At 59.8% G+C, this 7,241-nt stretch carries 7 protein-coding genes; 4 read left to right on the forward strand and 3 right to left on the reverse strand.

What is annotated here, in order from left to right; all coding sequences use genetic code 11:
* Window positions 1-142 precede the first annotated feature (142 nt).
* The gene (locus tag ABD937_RS06350) at window positions 143-880 is read left to right on the forward strand and encodes an XAC2610-related protein (protein WP_345254355.1); all 738 of its coding nucleotides are present in this window, start codon (window positions 143-145) and stop codon (window positions 878-880) included.
* 41 nt (window positions 881-921) lie between these two features.
* Here ABD937_RS06350 and ABD937_RS06355 read toward each other — a convergent pair whose 3' ends face one another.
* The 3 genes from ABD937_RS06355 to accD all read right to left on the reverse strand — a co-directional run bounded on the left by ABD937_RS06355 (window position 922) and on the right by accD (window position 3,446).
* Entirely contained in the window at window positions 922-1,866 is a 945-nt protein-coding gene (locus ABD937_RS06355) for a hypothetical protein (RefSeq protein WP_345254357.1), read from the reverse strand.
* A gap of 27 nt (window positions 1,867-1,893) precedes the next feature.
* Complete coding sequence (smpB, locus tag ABD937_RS06360) at window positions 1,894-2,349, reverse strand: SsrA-binding protein SmpB (RefSeq protein WP_345254359.1); 456 nt, start codon at window positions 2,347-2,349, stop codon at window positions 1,894-1,896.
* A gap of 182 nt (window positions 2,350-2,531) precedes the next feature.
* A complete protein-coding gene (gene accD / locus ABD937_RS06365; RefSeq protein WP_345254361.1) occupies window positions 2,532-3,446 on the reverse strand; it encodes an acetyl-CoA carboxylase, carboxyltransferase subunit beta in 915 nt (304 codons plus the stop codon).
* A gap of 386 nt (window positions 3,447-3,832) precedes the next feature.
* On the opposite strand from accD, the gene ABD937_RS06370 reads away from it, so the two are divergent.
* The 3 genes from ABD937_RS06370 to ABD937_RS06380 all read left to right on the forward strand — a co-directional run bounded on the left by ABD937_RS06370 (window position 3,833) and on the right by ABD937_RS06380 (window position 6,996).
* Complete coding sequence (locus tag ABD937_RS06370) at window positions 3,833-4,825, forward strand: acetyl-CoA carboxylase carboxyltransferase subunit alpha (RefSeq protein ID WP_345254363.1); 993 nt, start codon at window positions 3,833-3,835, stop codon at window positions 4,823-4,825.
* A 124-nt stretch (window positions 4,826-4,949) separates the two neighbouring features.
* Complete coding sequence (gene dapA / locus ABD937_RS06375) at window positions 4,950-5,852, forward strand: 4-hydroxy-tetrahydrodipicolinate synthase (protein WP_345254365.1); 903 nt, start codon at window positions 4,950-4,952, stop codon at window positions 5,850-5,852.
* A complete protein-coding gene (locus tag ABD937_RS06380; protein WP_345254367.1) occupies window positions 5,845-6,996 on the forward strand; it encodes an alpha/beta hydrolase in 1,152 nt (383 codons plus the stop codon). Before dapA ends, ABD937_RS06380 begins: the two co-directional genes overlap by 8 nt.
* The last annotated feature ends 245 nt before the right edge of the window (window positions 6,997-7,241 follow it).

Raw genomic sequence — 7,241 nt, forward strand, 5'->3', positions numbered from 1 at the left:
GCCGGATTGGTGTTTTCCTGCGTCAGTAACTTTATATACTGCGGTGCGCCAAAAAGGGTTGGGCCGGCCGGTGCCATTTTCCCGGATTTAGCGAGCGGCCTGCCCGAGCCGATCGGCGGCACGCTACCTTTCCGAAGAATATATGGGTATGATGTTCCGGTCGTTTTCCCGAAGTGCCACCGGCCTTCTTTTATTCCTGTGCGGTGGTCTGCCGGTGCTGAGCTCGTGCCATGAGCAAGGCGGGGAGGCCGGTACGCCGGCGGAGCACCCGGCCCTGCGGGCTACGGCCCCGGCGCCCGAAGGGCCGGTGCTGGAGCGTGCCTATCGCTACGACCATCTTTCGGACGTCTGCCGCTACGTATTGTATTTCCACCGGACGCGGCGCTCCCCGGAGGATACCGACGACGAATGGCGCCTCGCGGTATACGATGCGCGAACGGGGGCACTTCGCGACTCCTTCACACAGCGCTGTACCGGGCCCCTGTTTTACGATACCGTACCCACGCCGGGCCATGTCCGATCCTTCATAACGGGAGTCAATCAGGAGAAGGAAGCCCTCGACAACGACTACGGCGACCTCGTGGTTGCCGACCTCAATTTCGATGGCCGGGAGGATGTAGCCCTGAAGACCAACGAGGGCGGCACCAGCGGCAGCTACTATACTTATTTCCTGCAGGGCGGCACCGGACGATTCGAGAAGAGCGATTATCTGACCGACTCGGTCTCTCTCTTTCCGGGCACGATCGACGCGCGCCGGAAGCGGCTCATCACCTTCGGACATGCCGGCGCCTGCGGCGTGGGCGAGCACCGGTACCGCTATCATCCGGCTACCCGCAGCTACCGTAAGGAGGCTTATCGCTACCACGATATCTGCAAGTGAGGTCACGAAGAAGCCCCGGCCGCAGCGGCCGGGGCTTCTTGTTATTTAGGAGCCGTATCCGGCTTTCGTTTCTTCTTAATGCGCACCGTAGCATTACGGTCCAGCGAGGAGGCCAGCCGGATCTCGTGCTGCTTCTTGCCGTCCCACACCACCATCAGCGCCGTATTGGGCGGGTAGCGCCCCAGGTTGTTGGCAAACATCGAGATCTCGTTTACCTCGCGGTTCGGGTCGAGCACGAGGTCGAAGTGGATGGCCTTGGTACCCAGAAGCCGGTTGAAGGTGAGGAGCTGCCCGTTAAAGAACACGGAGATCGAGTCGCCGTCCACTTCGCCGTTGTCGTAGAAATCGACGGAGACGGTGTCGCGCTGCACGTCGGCCTGGCCCGCGACTTCGGTCTGCCGCTTCAGAAACTCGTTAGCCACCACGTAGTTGACCACCGGTCGCTGGATCACCGTGGCGGCCACAAGCGTATCGTAGGCAGTGGGTGTCCAGAACTGGTGCTGCTCGCGGTATTGTGCGATGGCAGCGATCACGGAGTCGCGGTTGCCGGCGTCCTTGTTCTGCTTCAGGTCGAAGACGATCGGCGGACAGGTGTTCTGGTAGCCCTTGCGGCCCTGGAAGGAGCCGCGGATGTTGGAGCTTACCTGCGACACGCGCAGCTGGCCTACGAAGTCCATGGGACAGTCGACCTCGAGGTGCACCGGTGAGTTGAAGTAAGTAATGGGGATGTTGAACAGCTCCACCTGCCGGCTTTGCCGGTTGAAGGATCCGTTGATGCGGAAGGAGCGGAAGGAATTCTTGAAATAATAGTTGACGATGGCTTTGAGCGAGGAGCCGTTCTGCTCCAGCAGCACCTCGAACATATAGTTGTTGGAGGATCCGCCGTTCTCGACGTTGCCGGTGCCGTACCAATAGCCGTTGACGTCCTGGGCGCGCCCGGGCAGGGAGAGGAACAGCAGGAAGAGCAGGGGCCAGATACGGATCATGGTGTTTCTAACGGTTTGCCGGGTGTTTTATTTCAGGTAGCGTTTGAGGTCGCGGTCGGTGTCGCGTGCTTTGATGCTTTCGCGCTTGTCGTACAGCTTCTTGCCGCGCGCGAGACCGATCTCCATTTTGATGAGGCTTTTGTCGTTGGTGAAGATCCGCAGCGGGATCACGGTATACCCCTTCTCCTTCAGCTTGCCTTCCATCTTTTTGAGCTCCCGCTTCGTTAGCAGCAGCTTGCGGTCGCGCAGCGGGTCGTGGTTGTTGACGGTACCGTGAACGTATTCGGCGATGTGCAGGCTTTTGAGCCAGAGCTCACCATCATTGAAGAGACAGTAGCTGTCGTTGAAGGAGGCTTTTCCCGCGCGCAGCGACTTCACCTCGGTACCGAGCAGGGCTACGCCCGCCACCCAGGTGTCGTCCACGAAGTACTCGTGCCAGGCCGAGCGGTTGCGGATCTCGATTGCTTTGTTCTTTCGTGCCATTGGGAAATCGCCGGATTTGGGTCACCGGGCGCCTTTGAAAAGGGGCCAAATTAGCTGCATCCGGCGAGATAGAAAAATCGGTGGTACGGGCGGTGGGGCAAAGCCCGTGCCAGAGCTCTGCCTTTTGCCCCGGTCTGATAAAAAAACGCAGGCCGTAGCCTGCGTCCGAAAAAGTCCGGGGATTAGTTGTTGAACAGCGTCAGCACGGTCGATAGCTTCTGCCGGAGCTCCTTACGCCCTACGATGAAATCGAGGAAGCCGTGCTCGAGGATGAACTCGGAGCGCTGGAAGCCTTCGGGAAGGTCCTTCTTGATGGTTTCCTTGATCACGCGGGGGCCGGCGAAGCCGATAAGGGCGCCGGGCTCGGCGATGTTGAGGTCGCCCAGCATGCCGAAGGAGGCCGAGATGCCGCCGAAGGTGGGGTCGGTAAGGAGGGAGATATAAGGGAGCTTCGCGTCGGAGAGGCGGGAGAGCTTGCCGGAGGTCTTGGCGAGCTGCATCAGCGAAAAGGCGCTTTCCATCATGCGGGCGCCGCCGCTCTTGGAGATCACCATAAACGGCAGGCGGTGCTCGATACAATAGTCGACGGCGCGGGAGAACTTTTCTCCCATTACCGAGCCGAGCGAGCCGCCGATGAATTCGAAGTCCATGCAGGCCACCACGAGCCCCTGCCCGTCCACGGTGCCGGTGGCGACGCGCATGGAGTCCTTGAGCGCGGTTTTGGACCAGGTCTCCTCGAGGCGCTTCTGGTAGGGCTTCAGGTCGGTAAAGCCGAGGAAGTCCTTGGAGCGGATGTTCTCGAATAGCTCGGTATATTGGCCTTCGTCGAAGAGGATCTCGTAGTATTCGTCGGACCCGATGCGGTGGTGGAAATTGCATTTCGGGCATACGAAGAGCTGCTCGTGCAGGTCGTTCACCGTACTGATATAGTTGCACTCCGGGCATTTGGTCCAGAGGCCTTCGGGGGTTTCCTTTTTCTCGGAAGAGGGCGTCGTGATCCCTTTTTTCAGGCGCTTGAACCAGCTGGTCTTCGTTTCCTCGGTCTTGCCCTCCTCACCGGCCAGGTTCGCGTCAAAGTCTTCAATCTGTTTGGACATCAGCCAACGTTTGCGGCAAATATAAAGGGAATCTCAGATCTCGGATGTCGGATCTGGGATCTGCCTGCAGGAAGCGTTCGCTATGCTCACTGTTGCACGCAGCGGCGCAACGGCACGGCGGCGCAGCGACAATTTCTTTTTGCGCACCGCCACTCGAGGCCCGTCACGGTACCGGTCGATGACCATCAAATCAGGCACCTGCCTCCCAATTGACGCTACCGGGCATCTATTCAGACCCACCAGGCTCGCTGCGCCGTTCACCGCCGCGCCGCTGCGTGAAATTATCCTGGCGCAGGCAGCTGGAGAAACCCTTATTCAGGCACATCTGAGATCCGCGATCCCAGATCTGAGATCATTTCCTACTTTTATCGCCATATTTTCCGACTATGCCCACGAACGCGAACCGCCAATTCCTCGATTTTGAGAAGCCGATCAAAGACCTGATCGACGAGATCGAGAAGTTGAAACATTCCGGTGAACAGAAAAAGATCGACTATTCCGAACAGATAGTAAAGCTCGAGGCCCAGATCCTGGAGCGCAGAACGGCCATCACCCGGAGCCTCACCTCCTGGCAAAAGGTGCAACTGAGCCGGCACCCCGACCGTCCCTACACCTTAAAGTACATCGAGAAGATGACCACCAACTTCGTGGAGCTGTTCGGCGACCGCAACGTGAAGGACGACAAGGCGATGGTGGGCGGCTTTGCCCAGATCGAGGGACAGACCGTGATGATGATCGGCCAGCAGAAAGGAACCAACACCAAGACGCGCCAGCTGCGCAACTTCGGGATGGCCAACCCCGAAGGCTACCGCAAGGCCCTGCGCCTCATGCGCCTCGCCGAGAAGTTCAACAAGCCGATCGTGACCCTCATCGATACGCCCGGTGCCTACCCCGGCCTTGAGGCCGAGGAGCGTGGCCAGGGCGAGGCCATCGCCCGCAACATCTACGAGATGATCCGCCTCAAGGTGCCTGTGATCGTAGTGATCATCGGCGAAGGCGCTTCCGGCGGTGCCCTCGGCATCGGTGTCGGCGACCGCATCCTGATGATGGAGAATGCCTGGTATACGGTGATCTCCCCCGAGAACTGCTCCACCATCCTGTGGCGCTCCTGGGCCCAGAAGGAGATCGCCGCCGAGCAGCTGAAGCTGACGGCCGATTACATGAAATCCTTCGGACTTGTCGATACCATCGTGCCCGAGCCCGCCGGTGGCGCCCACTGGGACTACGACGAGGCGGCGCAGCTCCTCAAGCAGCAGATCCTGACCACCCTCTCCGAGATCCGCGACCTCGACCCGGAAAAGCGCATCGACGACCGCATCGAGAAGTTCGGCAAGATGGGCTTCTGGGAAGAGCTTCCTTTGGAGGAGGCTTCGTCCTGATAGTTAACTGCTTTACCTACGGAAGTCAAAATTCAAAAGTCAAAAGCCGGTACAGCGAGTGCATTTTGACTTTTGAATTTTGACTTTTGATTTAGTACGCTTCGAAACAAGAAACGACCTCTATATGTTGAAAGATTTGTTACGCGGCACAGGCGTGGCCCTGGTGACGCCCTTCGACGAGCAAGGCGCCGTCGATTTCAAGGCCCTCGAGCGCCTTGTTCATTTCGTGATCGACGGGGGCGTCAACTACGTGGTGACCCTCGGCACGACCGGTGAAACGCCGACCCTCAGCAAGGAGGAGAAGCGCGACGTGATCCAGTGCACCTTTTCCTCGGTGGCGGCCCGCGTGCCGGTAGTGATCGGCGCCGGTGGCAACAATACGCCCCATGTGATCGAGGAGATCGCTTCCTTCCCGGTGGAGAAGGCCGCTGCCATCCTTTCGGCATCGCCCTATTACAACAAGCCCTCGCAGGAAGGCATTTACCAGCACTATAAGGCCATTGCCGAATCCACCACGCGCCCCATCATCCTGTACAACGTACCGGGCCGAACCGGCTCCAATATGACGGCCGAAACCACCGTGCGGCTCGCACGCGACTTCGCCAATATCAACGGCATCAAGGAAGCCTCCGGCAACCTCGCCCAGTGCATGCAGATCCTCCGCGACGCACCGGCCGATTTCATGGTGGTGAGCGGCGACGACAACCTGGCGATGGCGCAGGTGGCGCTCGGCATGGACGGCGTGATCTCGGTGGCCGCCAACTGCTTCCCGAAAGACTTCAGCCGGATGATCAGCCTCGCGCTCGGCAACGACTTCGCTACCGCGCGCACCCTCAGCAACCGCCTGCTCGTGGGCTACGACCTGCTCTTTGCCGAGAACAACCCGGCAGGGGTGAAGGCGTTCCTGGCGGAGCTCGGCATCATCAAGAACTATTTGCGCCTGCCGGTAGTACCGCTCTCGCAGGGCCTTCACCAACAGGTGCGTACCTATCTGGGCACGCTCCGTGAATCCGGTATCCATGCATAAGCTTCTTTCCATCTTGCTGCTCGCCGGCAGCTTTTCCGCATCGGCCCAGCACAAGGTGTTTCTCCGCCTCATGACCACGCCCGCGCAAAGCCGCGACTCTGTTTACTTTGCCGGTCCGCAGAACAACTGGAACCCGTCCGACGAGCGCTACCGGCTCCGGCAGGTCGACAGCGGATCGCAGGGGATCATGCTCACCCTGCCTCCGGGGCCTCTGAGCTTCAAGCTTACCAACGGCTCCTGGGACCGCGTAGAAACCGGCGCCGCAGGTGAAGACCGCCCCAACCGTACGATCCTGATCGCCGGGGATACACTCGTCGAGCTGCGGGTGGAAGGGTGGAAGCACCGCTTTGCGCCGAAGCCCAAAGTGAGCACTGCCTCCGCCAATGTGCGCATCCTCGACACCGCTTTTTATATTCCGCAGCTGAACCGCCACCGCCGCATCTGGATCTACCTGCCGCCTTCCTATGCCACGAGCCGCGCCAGCTACCCGGTACTGTATATGCACGATGGGCAAAACCTGTTCGACGAGAGCACCGGCTTCTCCGGCGAGTGGGGCGTAGACGAAGCGCTCGATACGCTGGGCCGGAAGTACGGCGAAGCGATCGTGGTGGGCATCGACCACGGCGGCGCCACGCGGATCAACGAGTACAGCCCTTATGATATGGCGCGCTTCGGCAAGGGAGAAGGTGCCCAGTATGTCGACTTCCTGGTGCAGACGCTGAAGCCCTGGATCGACGCCCGCTACCGCACGAGCCGGCGTCCGCTCGAGACCTATACCGCCGGCTCCTCGATGGGTGGCCTGATCTCGATGTATGCCATCCTGCGCTACCCCGATGTGTTCGGCGGCGCCGGGGTGTTTTCACCTGCCTTCTGGGTGGCCCCGGATATCCAGAAAGACGTGTTGCGCCAGGGCAGCCGCGTACGCGGCCGGCTGTATTTCTACGCAGGGGAGAAAGAGAGCAAGGAGATGGTTCCGGACATGGAGCGCATCGCGCGGCTGCTGCGCCAGCTTTCGAAAGGACCCATGGCTACCGTCGTGCGCCCCGAGGGCCAGCACCGCGAGGCCGATTGGCGCCGTGAGTTCCCGCTCTTTTACCAATGGCTGATGAAGCGCCCGCCCGTGCGCCCGATGCCGAAGTTTTAAGCACGCACGCTCCGGCCCCCTGTCCCCGGCCCCCTGTCCCCCGAAGGGGGAACTTAGGTGGATCAAACTTTACCTGGATCGATCTTTTCTCAAAGCACTTTTGTACGAAAGCCCCGACGATGTCGGGGCTTTCTACCTTATGCCTTTGCCTCGTCCTAAAATAGGTTGACACAAAAGTTGACTTATATGTTAGATACAGGAGTTAGTGATTATCGTAGGCGGACTTGTAAGGATTACAGTCTTGC

The sequence above is a fragment of the Flaviaestuariibacter amylovorans genome (assembly GCF_039541815.1).
Classification (GTDB): Bacteria; Bacteroidota; Bacteroidia; order Chitinophagales; family Chitinophagaceae; genus Flavisolibacter; species Flavisolibacter amylovorans.